The sequence below is a fragment of the Nocardia inohanensis NBRC 100128 genome (assembly GCF_001612945.1).
GTDB lineage: Bacteria > Actinomycetota > Actinomycetes > Mycobacteriales > Mycobacteriaceae > Nocardia > Nocardia inohanensis.
Map to the genome: position 1 here is coordinate 167,280 of NZ_BDBK01000004.1, position 21,161 is coordinate 188,440.

Sequence of the window (21,161 nt, forward strand, 5' to 3'; positions counted from 1 at the left end):
GTGGCTGCGACCTATTCCGGGGGGAGGTCGGCGATTTGGATCATCTGGTCGCCGGCGCGGGTCCAGAGGATGCCGCGGCCCGGGGGGAGTTTCATGGGGCGCAGGTCGCCGATGAGTTTGCCTTCGTCGCGGGGGCCGCTCATCAGCAGGGTAGCTACCGAGAGGTTCTTCATGGTGCCGAGGACGTTGTCGTAGAGGGCTCGGGAGACGCCGCCCATCATGCGGGTGACGACCAGGTGCAGGCCGATGTCGCGGGCTTGCGGGAGGAGCTCCACCAGGGGGCCGAAGGGGTTGCCGCCGGTGGTGACCATGTCGTAATCGTCTACTACGACGTAGATTTCGGGGCCGGTCCACCAGTTGCGCTCGCGCAGCTGCTGGGGGGTGATGTCGGCGCCGGGGATTCGGTTGGCCAGGTAACCGGCGACCTCTTTGATCATGGGGGCGCAGGTTTGCGAGGAGGTGGAGTAGCCGGCGAGCTGCTCGCCTTCCAGGGTGCCCAGCAGGGTGCGGCGGTAGTCGATGAGGATGATGCGGGCTTCTTGGGAGTTGGAGTTCTCCGCGATGCCGCGAATCAGGTTGCGCAGGAACGTGGTCTTGCCGGATTCGATGTCGGCGAAGGCCATGAAGTGCGGTTCGGCGGCGAAATCCAGTGCGACGGGCGCGAGTTCGGCCTCGCCGATGCCGATGACGACCTTGGTGGGGCCCTGTTGGATGCCGTGCTTGCCGGCCAGGTTGAGCACCTGCTCGCGCGGGATGTTGAGCGGCAGCATGCGCACTTCGGGCGCGCGCCGGTTGCCGTACATGGCCTCCATCTGGGTGCGCGCGTCGGACACACCGGCGGCCAGGGTCTGCGGATCGGTGTCGGAGTCCAAGCGCGGCAATGCGATCAGCATGTGCAGCGGATCGGCGGTGATACCGCGGCCCGGCTGATTCACCGGCACGTTCACCGCCACCTTGCGCCCCATCTCCGAGTCGGAGGGGTCACCGAGCCGCAGCTCGATGCGGGTGCCGGTCATATCCTTGACGCCGGGCCGGATCTCCGCCCACCGGTTGGCGGCGATGATCAAGTGGATGCCGTAGGAAAGACCCTGGGCGGCAAAGGCATTCATCTGCCCTTCCAGGAAGTCGAACTCCTCGCGAATGACGCCCCAGCCGTCGACGACGAGGAAGACGTCACCGAACTTGTCCTGCAACACCGGATCATCGTGAATGCCCTGCGAGAGCGCGGCATGCTTGCGCCGCCGGAACTCCGCCATCGATTCGATGCCGAGCTCGGCGAACCGCTCCTCACGCTGCCGCAGCAATGTCGCGATCTCGGCGACGGTGCGCCGGATGCGATCGACGTCGAGCTTGTTGGAGACCGAACCCACGTGCGGCATCCCGGCCAGGCTGGCCATGGAACCACCACCGAAGTCGAGGCAGTAGAACTGCACCTGCTCGGGCGTGTGGGTGGCCGCCGCCGCCATGATGATGGTGCGCAGCGCGGTGGACTTACCGGACAGCTTGCCGCCGACCACCGCCACATTGCCTTGCGCGCCCGCGAGATTGATGGTGAGCACGTCCCGCCGCTGCTCGTACGGCTTGTCGATGATGCCGATGGCCATCCACAGCTGACCGTGCCGGTTGACCGACGACCGCCAATCCGGATCCGGCAGCAGCATGTCCACGGTGGGCGATTCGTCCAGCGGCGGCAACCACACCTCGTGCGCCGGCCGCCCGTGCCCGGTCAGACGTTTCACCACGACCTGGAGCAGGCTGTCGGGAATGCCCTCGTCGACCGAGGGCGGCGGCGGCAGCAGGTCCAGCGGATCCAGCCGCTCCGGTTCGGGCAACGCCAGCACCTCGACCGGCCCCGCGGTGAACTTGCGCGGCGGCGCTTCGACGAGCGCACTGCCGTCGGCCTGCCGGGTGGCGCGCGGCGCGACATAGGGCCCGGAGACGTAGGTGGCGTTGAACCGCAAGGGATCCGACGCATCGCTCTTCAGGTAACCGGAGCCCGGAACACCGGGCAGATGATAGGCATCGGTGATACCCAGCACGGCCCGAGATTCGTTGGCGGAGAAGGTACGCAGACCGATCCGATAGGACAGGTGCGCATCCAGACCGCGCAGCTTGTTCTCCTCGAGCCGCTGCGAAGCCAGCAGCAGATGCACGTGCAGCGACCGCCCGAGCCGGCCGATCATGACGAACAGGTCGGCGAAATCCGGCTTCTGTGACAGCAATTCGGAGAACTCGTCGATGACCACGAACAGCGCCGGTAGCGGATCCAGCGGTACCCCGGCCGCCCGCGCCTTCTCGTAATCGTTGACGTTGGCGAAATTGCCCGCCGAGCGCAGCAATTCCTGCCGCCGCGTCATCTCACCGGCCAGCGCGTCGCGCATACGGTCGACGAGCGCGAGCTCGTCCTCGAGGTTGGTGATGACCGCCGCGACATGCGGCAGCGGGTCCAGGCCGAGGAAGGTCGCACCACCCTTGAAGTCGACCAGCACCAGGTTCAGCTGATCCGGCGAGTGCGTGGTGACCATCGAAAGCACCAGGGTGCGCAGGAATTCCGACTTACCGGAACCGGTAGCGCCGATGCACAGCCCGTGCGGGCCCATACCGTTCTCGGCCGATTCCTTGATATCGATCTCGACGGGCGTACCGTCCGGCGTGACGCCGATCGGCACCCGCAACCGCTCCCGCCCGGCACGCGGCCGCCACACCTTGGCCGGATCGATCTGCGCCGCATCCGGAATCTTCAGCAACGCCATCAAACCCGGATCGGTGGTCGTGGTGTTGTCGCCGAGGCTCACGATCTGCGCCGCGGTGGCGATCCGATAGCGAGCCAGACTGCGCGCGAAGGCTTCCGCTTCGGCGAGCGTCACCCGGTCGGCGGTGGCGAACTTCTCGGTGCCCGCAGCGCTTTTCGCGAACACCTCGCCGCCAGCGGCGACCAGCTGCAAACCACGCCGCGCGGCGAGCGAGTTCTCACTGGCGCTGAGGTCGATCACGGTCACCGCATCCAGACCGGATTCGCTGATCAGCCGCTCGTTACCGCTGACGTAGCCGTCATCGATCACCACGACCAGGTGCACCCGCCCCTGCGTCGGCTGCGGATTGCGCATGAACCGCCCGCGTTCGAGCAGATCATCGGCCAATGCCGTCTCCAGCTCACCGAGCGAGCCGTACATCATGCGCGCCGCGCCCATACCGTCCCGTGCCGACGAATGCTGAAGGTGCGGCAGCCATTTCGCCCAGGCCCAAGCATCGGAATCGGGCTCGGCGCACACGATGGCGACCGAAACATGGTCGGGCCCATGGAAAGCCGTGAGCTCCATCAGCATGCTCTGCACCATCATGCGGGCATCCTCGGCCGGACCCTCGACATTGATGGCGGGAAAAGCCCGCAGCGACACCGCAGTCGGCAGCTCGTGCACGACGGAATGGGTGCGCACGAACCGCCGCAGCGCCACGGTCGACACCGGCTCCAGGTCCTCCAGCGGACCGGTCTCCGGCCGCGCCAGCTTGGCGGCCAGCCGGTGCGTGCCGATGCCGACCCGCACATGCCCGAAGTCCGGATCGTTGGGCCGCCGCTCCCACATCCGCCGCGATCCCACCACCGAGGGCAGATCCGCCGGCTCCGGATGACTCCACACCAGCGTCTCCAGCTGCTTCTGGGCCGTGCGCCGCACTTCGCGCCGCGTCTGGTCCAGGTACCGGAAGTAGTCCTTGCGATCCTCGTTGAGTTCGGCCGCGCTCTTGTTGCCGCCGCGCTGGCCCATGAGCATGCCGGCCATCGACATGATCATCATCATCGGGAACATCATCATCATGGGGTTGCTCAGGATCGAGCGCCCCATCATCGCCATCATGGCGACCATGCCGATCATGGCGACCACCATGACCACCGGCATGAGCTTGGTCAGCAGCGAACCCGCCACCGCGCGTGGGATTTCCGGCGGCGGCGTCAACGCCATCTCACCGCCCGGCGCGCGCGGCGGGGCGATGCGGGGCCGGCGTACGAAACCTTCGGTGGCCATGAATGTTTCTCCGGTTCTTACGAATCGAGGTCGGGCAGCTCGTCGTCACGGCGCCGGCGTCGGAACGGAATCGACAGGGCGAGACCGATTCCGAGCGCGGACAGACAGACGATGGAGCCGACGATGGCCACCAGTCGCGGAAGTCGCGGCGGCCCGATGGGTTTGGGAGGTTCGGGGAAGGCGCGCGCCTGATCGGAGCCCGCGGTGACCGGCTTGTCCGGCAGCTGCGCGGTCAGCGCGGCCAGCGGATCGATCAGGCCGTAGCCGACGCGATCGTCGCGCCCGGTGCCGGGGGCGTGCGCGGTGCGGGTGATCCGGTCCATGACCTGCTGCGCGGACATCTCCGGATATTTGGCGCGAATCAACGCGGCCAGGCCGGAGACATAGGGCGCGGCGAAACTGGTGCCGCCGATGGGCTGCCAGCCGTTCGAGGTCAGCGCCTTGTCGACCAGTCCGGTCCCGCCGGGCTTGCTGTCCAGCCCGATGATATTGGTGCCGACGGCCGCGGCCGAGACCCAGGGACCGTAGAGGGTGAAGCTGGACGGACTGCCATTGCGGTCGACCGAGCCGACGGCCAGCACGTATTTGCTGAACCAGGCCGGGCTGGCCACCGTCTTGACCTTTTTCCAGCTGTTCTCGGAGTTCTGCGGGTTCTCGTCGTTCTGTGCCGCGCACCCGCTCGACGAATCCACATTGCCCGCGGCCACGACCACCACGACATTGCGTTCGTAGGCGTACCGCACCGCGGCCCCGAGCGCACCGTCCGCGGTCTCGGAACCCGCTGTGGTGCAGGCCACTTCGGAGATATTGATGACCGTCGCGCCCATATCCACGGCCCGCACCACGGACGCCGCGAGCGTGGTCACATTGCCGTAGCCCTGGGTGCTCATGCTGCCCGGCGTCTTGTCGCTGCTCGAACCCTTGACCTTGTAGTGGTCACTGACCTGCCGGATGGACAGGATCGACGCCTCGGGCGCGACCCCGACGAAGGCGTCGTCCGGGCTGGGCTGTGCGGCGATGATCCCGGCCACGAAGGTGCCGTGCCCATCGCAATCCTCGTCGGTGCCGTCACCCCCGGAGACGAAATCGCCGCCGGCTTCGAGGCCGGCCAGTCGCGGATGCCGGTTCACCCCGGTATCGATGACCGCGACCTTCTGCCCCGCCCCACGACTGAATTGCCATGCGGCGGAAAGGTTCAGCACGCCCTGCGAATACGGCTCATCCTTGGGCGCGGACCCGCTGAGCATGGGTTCGTTGCAGAGCGCGTGCTTCTCGGTGGGCTGCTGCGGCGCCGGTTTGCCGCTGAGCGCCTGCGCCTCCCCCAGCGCGCCGAGATCCACCGTCGGCGGCGTGACGGTCCGCACCGGCAGCGCCGAGGCCGGTACTACCGGCCCCAGCAGTGCCGATCCGAGAATGGTTGTGGCGCAGGCGATCCGGGCCCAGTCGTGGCGCTTCCGTCTCATATGTTCCGCGCCATCGAGTAGACGTCCATGAGCCAGAGCACCAGCGGGACGATCGATACGATCAGGCCGTATTCGAATATCTCGTTGAAGCGCCGGGTCACCGGGGTCACCTCGACGTGCGGGCCGATGACCCCGAACCCGATGGCGCCCACCGCGAAGGCGAGCAGCAGTCCGGCCGAGAGCAGCGGCATGTCCGGATCCGCGAGCGCCAGCAGTACCAGCAGCGTCACGAAGGTGACGCAGCCGCCGGCGATCAGGGTGGCGGCCTGGGTGAGGTCGGCGAAGGCGCGACCACGCAGGCACAGGATGATGGCGACGACCACCGCGAGCGTGATGCCCTGCCAGCGCGGCGATCCCAGCGGATCGGCCGCCGCCACCGCTCCGAAGGCCGCACCGGCGGCGCTGCCGATGACCATGCCGGTCTGGAACTGGTTGGCGATGCGGGCGCGCATGCCGAGGCCGTGCGCGGACGGCAGCACCGTCGCGCCGATCGCCCCGATGCCCTCGATGGTCGGCCGCGGTTCGTGATCGGCCGGATCGATGGCCGCGCCCGCCGTCGGCACCGGCGGAACCGGCAGCCGGGCCAGCATGGCGGCCAGCCGCGGCACCATCGACAGCAACAGGATGGAGGTGATGAGCACGCCGGCAGCGATTTTCACGGTGCCCGCGTCCCAGATCACCCGGACCGCCGCCGCACCGCCCGCGAGCACCACCAGGGTGACGACCGCGGCCACGATGGTGGCGCCGGCCCCGATCACCCGGTATCCGACGACCGCCACCAGCAGCGTGGCCGTCGCGCCGAGCATCAGATGCGGACTGCCGATATCGCCGGGCACGGCCAGCGCCGCGCCGCCGAAGGTGAGCAGCAGCAGGCAGAGCGTGAGCACCGAGGCGGTCAGTTCGTCGCCGTACTTGCGCTTGGCGATCATGGCGGCCACCAGGGCCGCCACCGCGCCGCCGAGCAGCATGGCGGGCGCGACGAAATCATCGCCGTTGCCGCGTGAGGCCGCGCCCAGCAGCAGTGCCATCAGCACCGCCACCGCGCCGGCGACCAATCCGGTCCAGCGCGCCGCGCCGGGCGACCAGCCGCGGAATTCTTCTGCGGTGAGCCGGGATACGGCATCGATCACATCGTCGAAGAGCGCGGGCGACTCCTTGGCCGCGACCGCGCGCAGCACGAGCAGTTCGCCGTCGTAGATCTCGGCGTCATTGAGCGTCTGGCTGGGCGCGATCATGTCGCGTCCCAATTTGGCCAGCGTCCAATGCTGTGGCTGAAGTGGTGTTCCCCCCTCTTCGCTGCCCAGTGGCTCCGGGTCGCGAGATTCGATGAGCTTCACGAGATCGTCGATGAATGCGGCGATCGGCGTGTTTGCCGGCAGCCCGACGTCGAGCTGGGTGTTCCCCCCGATGACGGACACTCGGCACAATTCGGGTTCGGTGGCTCCGAGGCCGCCGAGCGACTGTGCGGTCACGTGCTGAACTGCTCCTGACTTCTCCAACAGTTGCCCGCCTAGGGCGGTTAACCATAATGTATCCGACTGACCGCACCTGTGCGATCGCACGGGTACGGGGTGGGATTGTGAACGAAAGCCTAACCAGGTTCTACGAATTCGGGGTTCGCCAAGGATGATCGACACTCGCCAGGCACAACGCGCCTTCGATGCGGGAGTGCTGTCACTGGGGTTGAGCATCGACGGCCAGGAGTCCAACAAGGATCTCGAGTACGCGAAGCTGGCTTTTCAGCGCGCCACGGAGTGGGATGCCACGATGTGTGACGCCTGGCTGGGCCGAGCGGTTGCCGGTGAGGTCACCAAGGATGTTCTGTACAACCTGTACAAGACCAGTACGGTGTCCCTGTACCGGGAACAGCGCCGGTTGGGGCTGCCCGCGCGGGTGCTTGCCGGACGTTTTCTGCCCGGGCTCTACATCGATTACCCGCTGGCCAGTTTCACCGAAATTCATCTCGCGTATGCCGCCCATCTGATTGCCGATAAGCAGTACGACGAAGCCGAGTTGGTACTCGACGAACTCGAAAAGCATCGGCGCGAACGATCTTCGGATCCGGATTTCGAAATCGACGGCCGGATCACCGCTTACGTGCGCGGCATCCTGCACTACAACACCCAGCGATGGCCCGATGTGATGACCGTGCTGGCGCGCTCGGATCAGTGGGAAGATCCGTATCTGGCGGCCGGCGCACATGTGATGGTCGGCACAGCCTGCGCGCAGCTGGGCTTGTTCGGTGAGGCGATTCGCCGCATGGAACAGGCCGAGGCGGGCCCGATTCCGGCCGCCCGCACCGCCGCCATGTTCTGCCGCGGCCTGTGCCTGCGCGAGACCGGCAATGCCGACGAGGCGCAGGCGCTGTTCGAGAAGGTGTATTCGCAGGCCCCGGATTTCGATGCCAATACCGCGGCCATGCGGGACAAGACGTATCGGATCACCTTGACCAACAAGGAGGTGATCGAGGCCCGCACCGACCGGTGGGATCCGGCGTCGGCGCCTTCGCTGGAGGAGAAGCAGGCCGCCGAGCACGAGGATCGCGCCAAGGAGATCCTGGCCGCCGCGCGCGCCGAGCTGGACAAGCAGATCGGTCTGGCCGCGGTGAAAACCCAGGTGGCCAAGTTGCAGTCGAGTGCGCAGCTGGCGAAGATCCGTGCGGAGAAGGGGCTTTCGAGTTCGGCGCGCGGGCAGCATCTGGCGTTCACCGGGCCGCCCGGAACGGGTAAGACCACGATCGCCCGCGTGGTCGCCAAAATCTATTGCGGCCTGGGGATTCTCAAGACCGACAAGGTGGTCGAGGTCAAGCGTTCGGATTTCGTTGGCCAGCATCTGGGCTCGACCGCGATCAAGACCGACAAGCTGATCGATACCGCGATGGACGGGGTGCTGTTCATCGACGAGGCGTACACGCTGATCCAGACCGGGCTTTCGGGCGGTGACGCGTTCGGCCGGGAGGCCGTGGATACGCTGCTGGCGCGCATGGAGAACGATCGAGACCGACTGGTCGTGATCATCGCCGGTTACGACGGCGAGATCGACCGCTTCCTGGCCGCCAACGACGGTCTGGCCTCGCGTTTCGCCAAGCGGCTCCAGTTCCCGTCCTACACCGCCGAAGAGCTGGGCCGGATCGGCGAAGTGATCGCCGGCAAACGCGATTCCGCGCTGTCGGAGGGCGCGCTGGAGCAGCTGGTCCACACCTGCACCAAGCTCTACGACATGGAAAGCACCGACCAGAGCGGCCAGCCGCGCCGGGGCGTGGACGTGGCCGGCAACGGCCGCTTCATCCGCAACCTGATCGAGGCCGCCGAGGAAGAGCGCGAATTCCGGCTCGCCAACGACGAATCGCTGGACCTGAGCGAAGTCGACGAATCCGTCCTGATGCGCATCGAGGCATCGGATATGAAAGCCGCGCTGACCACGCTGCTCACCTCGCTGGGCTTGGCGTCGGCAGCCGACTGAGGGGGAACCTTTTGAACGACTCGCCCGCGCCGAGACCCGCACCGGCGGAACTGCGTTCGGACGAGCTGTGGCTGTTCCGGAATCTGCCGCTGCGGCTGGTGATCCCGGTGGCGCTGCTCGGGGTTTTGGCATCGCTGATCGCGGTCGCCTGCCAGGCGCCGTGGTGGGCCGCGCTGATCGCCGCCGCCGTCCCGGTGCTGATCGGCCTGTTCCCGGTGCGCGGCAAGCCGTTCGGGCTGCGCTTCGGTTCCTGGGCCGCGTTCAAATGGCGGCAGGCGCGGCGCAAGGAAATGACCGAGTCGCGACTGTTCGACGTCCCGCTGCCCGAGGGCGGCAGCTACGGATTGCGCTGGGACGGAACGCTGCTCACCACCATGCTGCGCATCGATCCGCCGCCGGACACGCTGACGCTGCTGCGCCGCGGATCGCTCAGCACCGACCAGGTGCTGCCGCTCACCGAAATCGCTTCCTGTCTACGGCAATACGACCTCGAGCTGGATTCCGCCGACGTGATCAGCACGGGCACCCGCACGGCCAGCACCGAAGCGGTGCTTTCCGGGTACGCGGCTTCCATCGCCCCGCTCGGCCACCTGTACGACGAAATCCTCGGCCCGCTACCGGCTATCGCGCATCGCACGGTGTGGCTGGTGCTGCGCCTGAACCCGCTGAACAACAGCAAAGCGGTCGATAATCGCGGCGGCGGACCCGAAGGCGCACTGCGCTCCGCCATCATCGCCACCCGCCGCGTCGCCAATCGCCTTGCCGCCCGCGGCATCACCGCCTCCGTGCTGACCTCGTCGGAAATGACCAACGCGGTCCGCGAACTCAGCCGCGGCATCCCGGTCAACCAATTCGTGGAACACCCGAAATCCCTCGAGCACAACGGCATCCACCTCAACAGCTTCCAAATCGACCCGGAAGCCTTCACCGCCGACGGCCTCGCCGCCATCTGGACCGTCCGCAGCCTCGCCACCACCGTCACCGTGCGCCTGCGCCCCGTCACCGAAACCACCACGCGCGGAACCGGTTTCGGCGACGCCGTCGAAGTGGACGCCCGAGTCCGCTACGACGCCACCGAAGAACTCGACACTCCCCCACTCCCCGGCCTCCGCGAACTCAACGGCCTGCAACTCTGGGCCCTGGCCGACACCCTCTCCTTCGGCGCCCAGGAAACCCGCTCCAGCGGCTACCGCGGCCCCCTGGCAGCCCTCGCCGACATAGCGGTCCCCACCGCCGGCTGCGGCCAGCTCATCGGCGCCGACGCCACCGGCCGCGGCATCGCCGTCCCCCTGGTCGGCGACGGCTCCCGCCGCATCGACGTAGTAGCCGGCCTCCCCCTGGCCCAACAGATCCTCCTACGCGCCATCGCCCTGGGCGCCGGCGCCGTAGTCCACACCAACCGCCCCGGCGCCTGGCAATCCATGATCAACAACGTCGGCTCCACCCAGGCGCTCTCCCTGGCCTCCTCGGTCACCCAGAGCTCCCGCAACAACATCATGAACCCCCGCGCCCCCCACCCCGCCGCCACCATCATCGTCTTCGACGGCGTCCCCGCCACCGCACCCCCCGGCTCCGCAACCGTCCTCTCCGTCTACGACCACCTCCCCGAGGACTACCAACCCGACGACGCGGACGTCACGATCCTCCAGCACCCCAACGACCCACACACGGTCACCGTGCACACCCCCGCCGCGAGAACCGTTGCGCAGCTGGTGACTACGCCGACCGAGCAGCGGTTCATCGGGTTGGCGCCGGCACGGGCTATTTGACGCTTCGGCGCAGGATGGGGAGGAGTTTCTCGAGCAAGACCTTCTCCGAACCATCCGACCATTGCCGAATCGCGGTGACGGCGGCGGCGTCATCGAGCACGATGACCGTCGCCTGGCTCGCAACGACAGTGGACGGCAGGTTCACCAGGCCGCCGTTACCCGAGTCGCTGTCACTACGCACTACAAGCAGGTAGCCCGCTGAGATCGCCGACAGCGCTTCGTATCGTGCCTGGTCGTCAGAGGGGATGGGCCGCGGTGTGGGCTCCTTCCCCCGCTGAAGGAAACTGGGGTTGTATGAGAATCCGAGTTCCTCGAGGAACTTCGACTGAGCACTCGGTTTCAGGTGTACAGCCACTGCTGCGGAACTTCCGCTCTTGCCTGAGATATCCAGCACTACAATGGGTTTTCCGCCGAAGGCTGGATTCTGGATCTTCGCCTCAGCAGCCGATTTCGGCGAGGAGACCGCTGTCGGCGAGCTCGGTCCCGCACCAGCAGTCGAGGAGGACGAATCTCCCGGCATTCCATTTCCGATGGCGAGCGCCACGACGATGCCCGCGGCCGCAGCCAAACCACTGAGCAACCAACGTCTCGCGCGGTGAACCGGTCGCGAGGCGGCTTGCTCGGGGCCCGTTACGGCCGCTGGCCGCGTCACCAACGGCGGTATCGTCGAACTGGGCACCGTCTGCATCGAAAGACCCGAAACACCGTATTCGAGCGCTGATTTCAGAGCAGCCGTCAGTTCGTGGCACGTCCCGAATCGCTCTTCGGGATTCTTCGCCATGCCGACGGCCAGCACCTCATCCACCGCTGGGGGAAGGCCAGGATCGACTTCGGTGATGAGCGGGGGCGGCTCGTTCAGGTGACCCATCATCACTACTGCCGGTTGTGATCCCGGATAAGGGTTTCGACCGGTCGCCAATTTGAAGAACGAGCAGGCGAGACTGTAGATGTCGGCGCGGTGATCCAAGGGTTGCCCGGAAAGGTGTTCCGGTGAGGCATATGCGATCGTGGCGACGAAACTTCCGGCCTGTGTCAGTTCATTGGTGTCTTCGGAGGATTTCGCAACGCCGAAATCGGTCAACAGGACACGTTCTTCGCCGCTGTCAGCCGATGAGAGCAGGAAATTCGCCGGTTTGATGTCACGATGCAGCATGCCACGCCGGTGTGCATGATCCAGCCCGCGACCGATCTCCGTGACGATGTGCAGCGCCCGCCAGACCGACATGGCCCCTGCGTCACATTCCATGATCTGAGCTGCGTCGACACCCTCGACGTACTGCATGGCGATCCAAAGCTGCCCATGCTCTTCGCCTCGGTTGTAGACCGAAACGACATTCGGATGGTCCAGCGTGGCAGCGAGATTGGCTTCGCGCTGGAAGCGCCCGCGGAATTCACTGTCGTTCGAGAGTTCGGGACTGAGCACCTTCAGCGCATCCCAGCGAGGCAGCTGCGGATGACGCGCCAGATAGACCGAACCCATGCCGCCGGTCCCCAGTAGTCTCTCTACTCGGTACCCACCCACCAGGGAACCTGGACCGATTGCCAACGTAAGTCCTTACAGGTACTGGCTTTTGGCCAGCAACGCATACTGTGCGGCAGCGCGCTGGTGCAGATCGGACAGCTGCGAGCTGGCTACACGGGCGACGTAGCGGTCGTAGCGAAGCGTGCAGTAGTAGCGGTTCTTCGAATCCCAGGCTGTTTCATACTCGTCCTTGTTCGGGTTCGGATTTTCCCCGCAGAACACATCGGGCACTCCGGAAGGCGTCTCCACGCTGCCGGGTTGCAGCGGCTTGATGCCAGACCACAGCGCGGTCGCCGCCTTCGGGTCGCGTGCCCGCATCAACTGCGCGCCGTTCGTGGCCATCGAGACTCGGTCGACGCCCTGCTCGTCGAAGAGCTTCTTCCACGGTGCGCGATCAGCGGTGAATTGCAGATAGCTGCGAGCGCCATGGACCATCTCCTGCTTGGCGGCCAAGCTGAGGTAGTTCGCGGGATGCAGCGTCCGGCGCATCATTCCATCGGGGTCGTAGTCCAGATGCAGCATGTCTCGCGCGGACAGTGGTGCCAATCCGTTCAAGAGCGGTATTTGAACATCGAATGCCTTGGTTGCCAATGCTTTCATGGCATCGATGTCTGACTTCGCAAGCTGGACGAAGACATTCATCACGTATTGACCGTGTGCAAGGGTCGCGGCAATCGATGGAACACCTGGCCGCCAATGGGCCTTGGCTTCCGGGTAACCGCTCAGCGAGAAACGAGCGTTCTGGTCCGCCGCGACGTCGAAGTCGGCGGCTTCCATCTGCTCTGCGGCCGTTTGAGCGCGTTGCTGATCAGGAAATTGCAGCACCGTGATGTTGACGGCGGTGGCGTCGGGGATACCTTTCACGCTACCGAAGGGACGGAAATTGTCCGAAACATCGTATTTGGATGCGCTGGGCAAGGGCTGGCTGCTGCTTGCTGTAGTCACTGACAACAGTTCGCCATTTCGTGCCAGTGCCGGCCGAACAGCTTTACTGAGTACTTCCGCCCCGTTCGTGGGACTGACGGCAGGGCCACCCATGTCGCCGTATACGAGACTGCTGTCTATCTCGGTACCCAACGCGATGGCATCGGCCAATCGCACCATCGCCAAGGTCTTGCCGCCGGCCGGACCATGCTCCTGGTTGGCACGGACATCGAACGGGTCCGTTGGATAGTTGCCGACGTCCAACTTTCGGATATCGATTTCGCCGGCAAGCGGGTAACCATCTACATTGCTCCCGCAACCGACAAGTACAGCCATGGTCGTGGCGAGGGCGGACACAGTGAAAAGACATCTGGCGGTGGTAGGTCGGATATGCCGGTCGGACACAGTAACCCTACCTATCGTTCGCGAGAATGGCGTATTGAGCGGAGACCCGCTGATACACATCCTGTTGCTGCTGTGACCAGATCACCGCCACATATCTGCCATATGAGACGAAGCATTGGAAGGGGAACTCTCGGGGACGTGGGCCTCGATACCTCTCACAAAGGGCCGTCGGCAAACCCGGCGGCGAATCGATCCGATGCAGAAATCTGCTCGCGGATATTTCTTTGAAAAGGGTCGCGGCTGCGGCGGCATCGCGGGTTCGAACCAGCTCTCCCGCACCATAACTGACGAAGTCAACACCGGTTCTGTCGTACAGAGCCGCCGTCTTCTGCCGGTCGAGCGCACGGTTGAGTGCGGTATGGCGATCGAGTGTGCCGGTCAGGGCATACGCGGTCTGATCCCCGGGCGGGCGGGTCAACGTGAGCCGGAGCATTCCTTCGGCGTCTATCGGAAGCTCGGTTCGCTTGTCCGCAGGGGTCGGCTGAAAGTTCTTCAGCCGCTCCGCTATAACGCTCGTAGCGCGATCAGCCAGAGTAACCAGGCCCGCTTGATCCGACACGTCCAACATCACGTTCTCCATGCTGTGCGAAACCGCAACGATGACGAATCTGCCCATGGCATACCAGGATGCGAGCGACTGGAGGACCGGCGTCCATATCACCGAGGCACTGGGAAACTGCGCTGACCGCGCAGGCGCGGTTCCATCGCTGTAGCGAAAATTGCTGGTGAAGCCATTGCGGGCGAGCGCGGGTGCGGCGGATGCGGCAGCTTCATCGGTTTCGAAGAGCATCGCGGCGGCATAGATCGAACTCGAGATCAAGCTGTCTTTGTTCGATCGGCCGCGGATATGGAACCCGGAAACGAACCCCGACGTGCTTTCGGCGAAGTGTTCACCGTCGAGCACCTCCAAGACCGAGCCACCACTGAAATCCTGCGGACCGGTGAACGGAGCTGCTTGGCCGTCATACTCGGAGAGCGCCGGGTCGATCTCCTCCGGTAACGGCATGAGCCGTGCGAAGCGCAGCGCTTCCAAATTGCGGCCCATCGAGGCGGGGTCCTTCGGAACCAAGTCCTGCGGCACGGCCGTATAGGCTCCCGTATCCAGTTTCGACAGATCGACGGCGGGTGGATTCGGCTGGGCCGCATCGGATTCCGAACCGCAGGCAGCACCCGAGAAGACCACGATGGCGACCAGGAGAGCCGGCACAATGCGCTTTCCGAAGCCGGCCGACCACAACTGATTCACATCACGCACAAGCCTGTCCCCCACATGCCCACTCCGGCAGGCGGAGAGGATCTTTCCAATTCGCAGAGTCTAACGGAAAGATCAACTCCAAGCCGGGGCCGCCGCCGGGTCAGGACCCGGTCGGCAGGATATCGCGCTGGGTCAGCGCGTCTTGAGCGGACAAGGTAGGGCCGGCCACAAGCTGACCGATGATGGACCAGGGCGCAAGATGAGGCGTAGAACCCAAGCCGAGCGTTTGTGCCGTCTTGCTGTCGGGAATGCCGTATCGAATGCCGTTGTCCGCCACATAGAACAGACTGTCCCGCCGTAGACTTCCAGGTTCGGTGCCGGTGACGATGACGTACTCACCCGTCGACGGTGGGATGTACACAGCGTCGATGCGGTCGCCGGTCTTATCGGCAGTGGCGAGCGCGACCGGCGTCGCAGACTCTGGCAACGGCAGGCGAGTTCCCGTCAGCAAAGTGACGCTGGAACGATCCGAAGGACCTTCTGTTGCATCGGTTTCCGTTCGACCAGCACCGCTCTGCTTCGCCCATGCAATGCAGGCGACCGGGTTGTCTTCGGCCTTGATCACCTTCGGCGCCTCGTCCGGGAAGTCGTCGACCGGGAGCGTGTGCACTGTCGGGACACCGCTCAGCAGATCCGGTGGCACCGACTTGATCTCGCTCATGCCCTGCGAGTCGGCATTGCGGATGACCAGGGCGGTGAAGGCCGAAATACGTTGCACACCACCGGACAACACGACATACAGCTCTTGGCTGTCGGAGCCGTCCGCCGCGCCGACCCGGATCACGCCGCCGACCTTCACATTGCTCAACCTTCCCGGACCGGAATCACCGGCATTGGGAATCGTCGGCGAAACGAGCGGAGCCGCTTCCCGCGCCGCGCCGAGCAGATCGGTCGATATCGGACGCGGTTGCAACCCCGAGAGATTCAGCGAGCGCGACATCACGGTGTTCTGGGGATCCACTTCGGCACGCTTGCCGTCGTAGATCAGATAAGTCTTGTCGCCTTTGCGGACCAGCAGCGCAGCACCGGATTCGGCCTTGCGCATGCGATCGCTCAGTTCGAGACCGCCCGCGATCGCGGTAGTCGTGGCACCGGCCGAGGAGGCCGCGCCGCCGGTCGCCGACAGCTGCACGGTGTCGCACAGCGTCCACTGAGATCGGTCGCCCTGGCGGGTTCCCGGCAGCGCCGCGGGAGCGCCAGGAATACCGAGAATCGGCCCGCGCGGTACCGAACTCAGTTTGCTGTCCTTGACCGAGGTCGGCGACTCACTGGATCCCGCGATCAATCGCGCAGACGCGAGGTTCAGCGTGGGATGCAGGGTCATCTTGGTCTTGTCGGTCTTGTCTCGCACGACCACGTACAGGGCGCCACTGTCCTTGCCCATGACGATGTTCGCGTTCCCGATCGACCCCTGAGGCTTGATGAACGCCATGATCGCCGCACCTGCCACAACCAACATGGCCAGGATCGCGCCCGAAATCAGCGAACGGAACTGCGCGCGCATCGGATCGTGCAGCATGCGCACATCACGGCGGATGAGCGCGTGATCGAGCCGTCGCAGCAGGAACCGATACCCATTGACCTGGGCCTTTGTGGTCAATTGTGCTGGCACGAAACCTCCATCAGGCCAACGTCGTACACGCTAGCGGCCCGCCTGCTCACACTTGCGCGAACTGGCGGGCCGCATCACGACTGAGACTAGCTGAACAGGCTTTCCACGGACTTGTCCGCGCCCTGGGCACGAGAGCCCGCGTCCTGCACCGCACGCGACATGGCGTCGAGGGTGCCGATCGTGGAGCCGGCCTCGCCAGCGGAGGTACCGAACTCGGCGTCCCACTTGTCCTTGGTGGCCTTGAACGCGTTGTAACCCTCGTTGCCTTCCCAGGCGGCCATCAGGTTCTTGGCGGCCGTCTCCAGGTTCGCGGCCTCGGACAGCAGCTTTCCACGCAGCTCGTCGAGCGTGCTCTGGAGTTCGCTGATGGTGCCGAAGTGGTACTTCAAACCGTCACTCATGTCAGACCCTTTCGATCAGTATTCGATGTATCAGAGGTTGGTGTAAGACGACTTGCCGGAGGTCGCGTTGTTGCGCAGGTTGTCGAAGTAGTCCTTGTTGTCGGCGTCCATGGTGGAGTACTTCGTGTTACCGTCGCCGACCTGCTGGGTGATCTGGTCGAGGATGCCCTTCAGGCGGTCCGCCTCGTCCTCCCAGCTGATGGCCGCGTTGGCGAAGGCGGTGTGCGCCTGGCCCTGCCAGCCGCCCTTGGCAGCCGCAGCCGCTTCGGTGACCGAGTTGATGGTGGTCTTGATCGCGTTGACCGCGTCGCCCATCGCGTCCGCAACGCCCTTGGCGCCGAACGATTCGAAATTAACCTCTGTTGCCATGCTGCTGCCCTCTCCTGGTGATTACTACTTCGGCCCTGTGGCTTTCATATGGTGTGGTCGCTCGCGTGATAATCGGGCACCCACCCCCCTCCCGGCACGATGCCGATAAGCCCCGAAATCGCCTGCGCGATACGGTGATCGGTGCCAGGTGTAAACGTGGACCAGACTTGCTGATCCGAGGCGACCCCCGGTGCCGCCACGATGCGGCCGCGCGCGGTGTCGTAGATGACGACAGCCGCCGGTGATCGGTCTGTGACGCCGTCGGCGTGGGCGTAAGCCACCACTTCGGCGTAGGTATGGCAGGACGCGAGCGCCAGGCCGTATGCGGTCGCTTCCGACTCGGACACACCGAGCGCGTAGACCACATTCGTGTAGTCCGCGGAACTCGTTGCGGCATCGAGTCGTTCGCGCAATTCCTGCGCCGGGGCGCTGAAATTCGCGACCGCCGCGGGCGGGCAGGGTCCGAGTGCGTCGAGGATCGGCCCGGCGAGCGAATCACCGCTGCCGTCGGCCCAGATCGAGCGAATCTCGATGCTGTCGCCACGACGGATCGCCACCACGTACCGGTCCTCGCGCTGGGCGACGCAAATCCGGATCTGTCCCTCAGCACTGTAAACCCGCACTGCCAGTTCACGTTCGGGCTGCGCGAGCACGAAAAGCTCTGCGGCCGCGTCCGGCTGAGCATCACCGTAGGCGTCGACCAACCGCCCGGCGCGCAGCTCTACCCGCGCGCGCTCCTGGGCAATCTCCAGTTCGCGATACGAATCCTGTTGCGGTCCAACGGCAAGCACCAGCGGCAGCGTCTGCACACCGAGTTGCGCGGCCAGCGCCATCACTCCGTCATTGCTCAGTGTGATCACGAGGCCGCCTCCGCGTTAGCGGCGGGTGCGGGAGGCGCTGCCGGTTCCGCGCCGGTGCTCGCGGCATTGAACGCGATGTCCGGTATCCGCTGCGCATTCGGGTCGACGCCACCGAGCACGGCGGGCGCCACCTGCATTCCCGAGGCGAGCCCGAGCTCTTCCTCGGAGCCCGGCACACCGGCGAGCCCGGAGCGCGGGGTGTGTTCTTCTTCGTCCTGCGAGTGCCCGCCGGTCGCTGGCCCCATGGGCATCGACGAGGAACCCTGGACCGTAACCGGTTGCACAGTGGCCTTTTCCGCGGTCACGGTCGTGGTGACCTGGGTGACGCCGCGCGGGCAGCGTCGTCAGTACCCGCGGAATATTGATCGGGCCGATCGACAACTGCGGAACCGCGCCCGATACCTGCGGCGTCTCCGCGCTCGCCGGTTCGGCGGCCGGAGCCGGTTGCGTCAATGCTTCCAGCCCGGCTGTCACCGTCGGCGCCGCCTGATGCTCCCAGGGCGTCGCCAGCGGTTCGGTCGTCGCCTCGTAAGTCCGCATAACCCGTGCCGCAACGGCTTTCGCCGCGTCCGCATCCTCGTCAGCCTTCGCCACTTGCGACAGCATGGGCGCACCGATGGCGGCCCCCACCGTTTGCAGCAGCTTTTGCAGATCCCGGATCTGCTCGACCTCACCGGCATCCGGCATAGCGAGCCGCGCAATTTCGTATGCGGCAGCGTGGGTTTCGGCCTTGACGGCGTTACCCGCCGCTGCCGTCGAGGATTCGATGAACCAATCCCGCAGTGCCCGAATACGTTCGATGAATGCCCGGCTGTTCTGCGATTCCCACGCGGTGTCCAGCGTCGCTAGAATCCGCTCGTATTCGATTGCCGCCGCGCCGAACCCGGCACTCAACCGCGCCCACGCGAGACCCGCCTCGGCAGCGGGTACCGCACCGGCCCCGCTCACCAGGTCGCGCGCCAGCTGCTCCGGTTCCCTGGCATCCCAGACAACATCGGTGAAGCCGGGTTTCGTCGGTTCGACCATCGAATACGACCCGATCAGGCGACCGTGAAGCCGAGGGCGTTCTCGTCCTCGGAACGGGTGAACTGGGTGGACTGCGCCCGCAGCGCCGCCGCCAGCTTGCGCACCTCATCCACGCCGGTGCCACCGGACTGCTGGAACGAGGCGGCAACGGCGTTGAGCGACTGTGCGGCCCGCACGGACACCTCGTCGGAGCCGGCCGGGCTGATCGTCAGCTTCGCCTGCTCGATGCTCATCCCCCCGGCGAGCCGGTCGGCGAGAGCGTCGAGCTGTGTCGCGACGCTGAGCGCGCTGGTCGCATCGAAACTGATGCCCTCGAATTCGGTGGTGCTCATGCCAATCCTCCTGTTACCCCTGATTTGTCAGAGCGTGAGCGCTTTGTCCGGCGGTTCTTCCACGGTCTCCACCGCACCGACAACCGGAATCGAAACGCCTTCGATAACGCCGACCACTTCGTCGCCGTGTGCGCCGGTGACCAGGTTCGCCTTGGTCTCGGCTTCGGACTCGTCGGCGGCCCCGGCCCGTCCAGCCGACGCCGCACCGGGCGACATCATGCTGGGCGAGCTTGCCGCCCTGGCGGTTTGAGCACCCGTGCTCGCACCCCGGCTACCCGAACCGGTGCTCGCTTCACTCGCGGCGATGCGACCGCTGCCCGTGCCGCTGGCCGGGCTCGCGCCGCTACCGCTGCCGGCGGACGACAGACCGCCGACGATGCCGCTGGCCCCGCCACTGCCACCGGAGCCTCCGGACCCGCCGCTGCTGTCCCCCGCCTTCTCTTCCTGCTTGGTGCCGGAACCGCTGCCGGAGCCGGAACCCGATCCGGAACCGCCGCTGGTTCCACTGGTGTCCTTGGTGACGGCCGTCGTCAAATCCTTGGCGGCCGAACTCACGCTGCTGGCGAGGGTGCTGCCGGTCGACGCCAGCGAGCTGCCCTTCTCCACCACCTTCGTGGCGGCCGTGGTGGCGGTGCTCAGGTATGGCGAAATCGCCTGGGACGCCGCATTGGCGAGCGTGGCGACATCAGCGACAGTGGGCGCGCCGGCGATAGCGATCTTCGTTCCGGTCTGCATCGCCGAGACCGTGTGGACGGCCAGATCAGCGCGCGTCTGCGCCACGATCACGCCGCCCTCGGTGAGCGCTTCGGTTATCGTGGTCATCAGCCAGGGCAGACCGGCCGGGGTCATGAGTAGGGCCGTAGCCCCCGCGATCTGGCCGAGTGTCTTGGTGATCAGCGCGCTGAGCAACGCATAGCCCTGCGCGACCGCGCGTTCCGCGTCCGCCAGCACCAGATTCAGCGCCTGCCCCTGGGCCGCGACGATCGGCTTGTAAGCATCGACCGCCTCGCTGTTGACCTTGGCCGCGACCGATGCCTGACCGACCCATCCCGTATCGACGGCCGCGGTTGCCGCGGCACTCGCCGATTGCGCAGACGTCAGCGCCGACGACACCGCCGTGAAGATCTTCGACAGATCGACCGAACTGGCCAAGCTGCTGCCCGCGGTGCCGAAGGCCGACAGCAGCGAGGTCAGTGGCGAGATCAGGGACGATAGATCGATCGTCGGCAACGTGGGCAGGCTGATCCCCGACAGATCCGGAAAGCTGATCGTCGGAAGTGACGGCAGCTGAGGCAGATTCAGCCCGCTCAGCACCTCCGACACCGGCTTGTCCAGGTATGGCCCGACCGGCGTGGTCCGGATCACGTCCAGGACGGTCTGGTTGGCCGCTTCGGTCACAGCGAAGACAGGACAGACTTCAGCAGGTTGACCGAGGACGTGGTCTCAGCGCCCTCGTAGACGCCGACCGCCGAGTAGGCACTCACCGCGGTCTTCGCGTGCACGGCCGCGATCTCGGCCGAGGAGGACAGGTAGTTCCCCTGTGCGAGCGCGAACGCGACCAGAAAGTCCTGCCCGATCAGCCCGAACACCGGAACCGCCTGCGCCATCGCACCAACCGAGTCGGCAGCCGCCGCCCCCGCGACGTTCGCCGCGATCGTCCCGTGTTCGGTCCCGTAATTCGCAATTTGCAGGTAATCCGCCTTGAGCACGGTTCCCCTCCCTCATGCCTCGATCTTGAA

General features: G+C 65.7%; 16 protein-coding genes. 2 read left to right on the top strand and 14 right to left on the bottom strand.

The window, feature by feature from the left end; genetic code table 11:
• Positions 1–11: 11 nt before the first annotated feature.
• Genes eccCa through eccD form a run of 3 tightly spaced genes read right to left on the bottom strand, consistent with a single transcriptional unit; the run spans position 12 to position 6,957 of the window.
• Positions 12–4,022, bottom strand: coding sequence for a type VII secretion protein EccCa (gene eccCa, locus NI1_RS12825; protein ID WP_067818994.1), 4,011 nt, complete (start codon positions 4,020–4,022; stop codon positions 12–14).
• Positions 4,023–4,039: 17 nt separating this feature from the next.
• Positions 4,040–5,485 (bottom strand): type VII secretion-associated serine protease mycosin, encoded by a 1,446-nt coding sequence (gene mycP, locus NI1_RS12830; protein WP_067818998.1) that lies wholly within the window; start codon positions 5,483–5,485, stop codon positions 4,040–4,042.
• Complete coding sequence (eccD, locus tag NI1_RS12835; RefSeq protein ID WP_067819001.1) at positions 5,482–6,957, bottom strand: type VII secretion integral membrane protein EccD; 1,476 nt, start codon at positions 6,955–6,957, stop codon at positions 5,482–5,484. The genes mycP and eccD overlap by 4 nt, the downstream gene beginning before the upstream one ends.
• Positions 6,958–7,111: 154 nt before the next feature.
• Between eccD and eccA the strand changes: the two genes are divergently transcribed.
• Together eccA and eccE are read left to right on the top strand one after the other, a co-directional pair.
• Positions 7,112–8,947, top strand: coding sequence for a type VII secretion AAA-ATPase EccA (eccA, locus tag NI1_RS12840; RefSeq protein ID WP_067819005.1), 1,836 nt, complete (start codon positions 7,112–7,114; stop codon positions 8,945–8,947).
• A gap of 11 nt (positions 8,948–8,958) precedes the next feature.
• The gene (gene eccE / locus NI1_RS12845; protein WP_245663189.1) at positions 8,959–10,716 is read left to right on the top strand and encodes a type VII secretion protein EccE; all 1,758 of its coding nucleotides are present in this window, start codon (positions 8,959–8,961) and stop codon (positions 10,714–10,716) included.
• Here the strand turns inward: eccE and NI1_RS12850 are convergent.
• From NI1_RS12850 to NI1_RS12900, 11 genes are all read right to left on the bottom strand, one after another.
• Positions 10,709–12,238 (bottom strand): serine/threonine protein kinase, encoded by a 1,530-nt coding sequence (locus NI1_RS12850; protein WP_369690136.1) that lies wholly within the window; start codon positions 12,236–12,238, stop codon positions 10,709–10,711. The genes eccE and NI1_RS12850 overlap by 8 nt on opposite strands.
• 33 nt (positions 12,239–12,271) lie before the next feature.
• Positions 12,272–13,519 carry a DUF7373 family lipoprotein gene (locus NI1_RS12855; RefSeq protein ID WP_157535087.1) on the bottom strand — a complete coding sequence of 416 codons (1,248 nt, stop codon included), beginning with the start codon at positions 13,517–13,519 and terminating at the stop codon, positions 12,272–12,274.
• A gap of 55 nt (positions 13,520–13,574) precedes the next feature.
• Positions 13,575–14,822: a DUF7373 family lipoprotein gene (locus tag NI1_RS12860; RefSeq protein WP_067819013.1), complete on the bottom strand. Its 1,248-nt coding sequence runs from the start codon at positions 14,820–14,822 to the stop codon at positions 13,575–13,577.
• 100 nt (positions 14,823–14,922) lie between these two features.
• Positions 14,923–16,434: a type VII secretion protein EccB gene (gene eccB / locus NI1_RS12865; RefSeq protein WP_067819016.1), complete on the bottom strand. Its 1,512-nt coding sequence runs from the start codon at positions 16,432–16,434 to the stop codon at positions 14,923–14,925.
• 86 nt (positions 16,435–16,520) lie between these two features.
• Complete coding sequence (locus NI1_RS12870; RefSeq protein WP_067819019.1) at positions 16,521–16,835, bottom strand: WXG100 family type VII secretion target; 315 nt, start codon at positions 16,833–16,835, stop codon at positions 16,521–16,523.
• A 30-nt stretch (positions 16,836–16,865) separates the two neighbouring features.
• On the bottom strand, positions 16,866–17,204 hold the full coding sequence (locus tag NI1_RS12875; protein ID WP_084523086.1) for a WXG100 family type VII secretion target: 339 nt from the start codon (positions 17,202–17,204) through the stop codon (positions 16,866–16,868).
• 44 nt (positions 17,205–17,248) lie between these two features.
• On the bottom strand, positions 17,249–18,037 hold the full coding sequence (locus NI1_RS12880) for an ESX secretion-associated protein EspG (protein WP_245663191.1): 789 nt from the start codon (positions 18,035–18,037) through the stop codon (positions 17,249–17,251).
• 42 nt (positions 18,038–18,079) lie between these two features.
• A complete protein-coding gene (locus tag NI1_RS37125) occupies positions 18,080–19,090 on the bottom strand; it encodes a PPE domain-containing protein (protein ID WP_084523088.1) in 1,011 nt (336 codons plus the stop codon).
• A 14-nt stretch (positions 19,091–19,104) separates the two neighbouring features.
• The gene (locus NI1_RS12890; protein WP_067819030.1) at positions 19,105–19,422 is read right to left on the bottom strand and encodes a PE family protein; all 318 of its coding nucleotides are present in this window, start codon (positions 19,420–19,422) and stop codon (positions 19,105–19,107) included.
• Positions 19,423–19,449: 27 nt separating this feature from the next.
• Positions 19,450–20,820, bottom strand: a complete 1,371-nt coding sequence (locus NI1_RS39845; RefSeq protein WP_067819033.1) for a hypothetical protein — start codon at positions 20,818–20,820, stop codon at positions 19,450–19,452.
• The gene (locus NI1_RS12900) at positions 20,817–21,131 is read right to left on the bottom strand and encodes a type VII secretion target (protein ID WP_067819036.1); all 315 of its coding nucleotides are present in this window, start codon (positions 21,129–21,131) and stop codon (positions 20,817–20,819) included. The genes NI1_RS39845 and NI1_RS12900 overlap by 4 nt, the downstream gene beginning before the upstream one ends.
• Positions 21,132–21,161: the final 30 nt, after the last annotated feature.

Bases quoted from the DNA above. Each gene is read 5' to 3' on its own strand.
- eccCa (WP_067818994.1), bottom strand. From the start codon at position 4,022: ATGGCCACCGAAGGTTTCGTACGCCGGCCCCGCATCGCCCCGCCGCGC.
- mycP (WP_067818998.1), bottom strand. From the start codon at position 5,485: ATGAGACGGAAGCGCCACGACTGGGCCCGGATCGCCTGCGCCACAACC.
- eccA (WP_067819005.1), top strand. From the start codon at position 7,112: ATGATCGACACTCGCCAGGCACAACGCGCCTTCGATGCGGGAGTGCTG.
- NI1_RS12870 (WP_067819019.1), bottom strand. From the start codon at position 16,835: ATGAGTGACGGTTTGAAGTACCACTTCGGCACCATCAGCGAACTCCAG.
- NI1_RS12875 (WP_084523086.1), bottom strand. From the start codon at position 17,204: ATGGCAACAGAGGTTAATTTCGAATCGTTCGGCGCCAAGGGCGTTGCG.
- NI1_RS12880 (WP_245663191.1), bottom strand. From the start codon at position 18,037: ATGGCGCTGGCCGCGCAACTCGGTGTGCAGACGCTGCCGCTGGTGCTT.
- NI1_RS37125 (WP_084523088.1), bottom strand. From the start codon at position 19,090: ATGGTCGAACCGACGAAACCCGGCTTCACCGATGTTGTCTGGGATGCC.
- NI1_RS12890 (WP_067819030.1), bottom strand. From the start codon at position 19,422: ATGAGCACCACCGAATTCGAGGGCATCAGTTTCGATGCGACCAGCGCG.